Annotated in this window: 2 protein-coding genes; both read left to right on the top strand. The window is 73.0% G+C overall.

Annotation, left to right across the window (positions count from 1 at the left end):
* Window positions 1-1,030: hypothetical protein (locus JM949_RS35790; RefSeq protein ID WP_407664889.1), on the top strand; the 1,030-nt coding region annotated here is incomplete at its 5' end.
* A gap of 282 nt (window positions 1,031-1,312) precedes the next feature.
* On the top strand, window positions 1,313-1,600 hold the full coding sequence (locus JM949_RS35785; protein WP_203152452.1) for a hypothetical protein: 288 nt from the start codon (window positions 1,313-1,315) through the stop codon (window positions 1,598-1,600).
* Window positions 1,601-1,683: the final 83 nt, after the last annotated feature.

Genomic DNA, 1,683 nt, shown 5'->3' with positions numbered 1-1,683 from the left:
TGCTGCTGGTCGGCTGGTGCCTGACCGTGCTGCCACCGCCGAGCACACCGGTCCGTCCCGCCGCCGGTGGACTGGCCGACGCCGCCGCGCTGATCGGCTCGCGGTGCTCACCACGCTCAGCGCGGTGCTGCTGGTCGGCTGGTGCCTGACCGTGCTGCCACCGCCGAGCACACCGGTCCGTCCCGCCGCCGGTGGACTGGCCGACGCCGCCGCGCTGATCGGCTACGCGGCGGTGTTCGCGCTGCGGGCACCGGACTTCAGCGTCGGCCTCGCCCGGCGGCGGGACCTGGCCTGGTGCGTGGGGTTGCTGCTCGGACCGGCGCTGCTCGGGGTGCTCGCCGGTGCCGGCCTGTGGCTGCGGACCGGCGAGGCGGACGTGGTCGCGCTGCTCGCCGCCGGGTCGGGGCTGGCCGGGTACGCGAACCTGTTCGTCGCGGTGGCGGTGTTCGCGGCGGCGCTGACCACCACGTACTCCGGGGCGCTGGCGATCCGCGGCCTGACCCCGCGGGTGCCGGCCCGGGCGGCGATGCTCGCCGTCGCGGTGCTCGGTGGGGTGCTCGCGGTGGCGCGTTTCGACCGCCTGGTGCTGCCCTGGCTGACCCTGCTGGCCGCCGCGGCTGCCGGCGCTGGTGGTGCCGATGGCGACCGAGGCCGCCGCGCGGCGACGCGGTGGTGTGCCGCGTACCGTGCCGGCCTGGTGCTGGGTGCCGTCGGCGCTGCTCGCGGTGGCCTGCACGCTCGCCGGGGTGGGCGTCGCTCCGCTGCTCGGGTTGGCCCTCGCCGGGGTGTGCACCGTGCTCTGGCGGCGGAGCGACCGAGGACGTTCGGTCAGGAGTTGCCGCGGTGGATGACCCACTCGTCTTCGAGGACTGACATGTCGTGGGCGTCGATCCATTCGCCGTCGAAGCACAGGGCGTGGCGTCGGGTGCCTTCGTGGACGAAGCCGGTCTTCTCGCCGACGACACGGCCGGTGGCCTTGTCCACGACGACCAGGCCCAGCCGGTCGTTGGTGGCGCCTCGTGAGCCGTAGCAGTCGCGGCTGCCTGCCAACGGTGGCGGCACTCCCAGGTCCGCGCCGCCGGGTTGCCCGGTCGGTGACAGCGCTACCGGCCCGACGATAGTGGCACAGCTTTCGATCATGGTGTCTTCCGCACCTCACCCGGCGCGCGTACGGTGATCTTGCCAGTAGCGGCGTTCCGTAACACCACACAAATCCTCGATCAACCGTTGTGGACTTGAGTGGGGGAGCGCTCCCACCGGCGAGTCGCGATCGAGCACAACGCTCCATGACGGAGCAATCGAAAGGAGCCTCGTGGCTACAGGCACGAGCGGAAACAGGCTGCGCAGACTGGCGCTACCAACGCTGGCCTTCGCCCTGGTCATCGGCACCGCCGGTGTCGCCAGACCGGCGTCGGCGGCACCTGCGGGGGCGTCGGGCAACGGCAGTGGCGCCGGTTACTTCACCGCCGGTTCCGACAAGAGGGTCACCCTGACCGACGGCGCCGACCGCCGGCCGGACGGCCGGAACACCACCGGCCAACGAGCCGCGGACGAGACCCGTCCGGGCAGGTACATCGTCGAGCTAAGAGGGTCACCCTGACCGACGGCGCCGACCGCCGGCCGGACGGCCGGAACACCACCGGCCAACGAGCCGCGGACGAGACCCGTCCGGGCAGGTACATC

This window comes from Micromonospora tarensis (assembly GCF_016803395.1).
Taxonomy (GTDB): domain Bacteria; phylum Actinomycetota; class Actinomycetes; order Mycobacteriales; family Micromonosporaceae; genus Micromonospora; species Micromonospora tarensis.
Note: the sequence above shows the minus strand (reverse complement) of the source record. Positions and strands in the feature narration are given on the sequence as shown.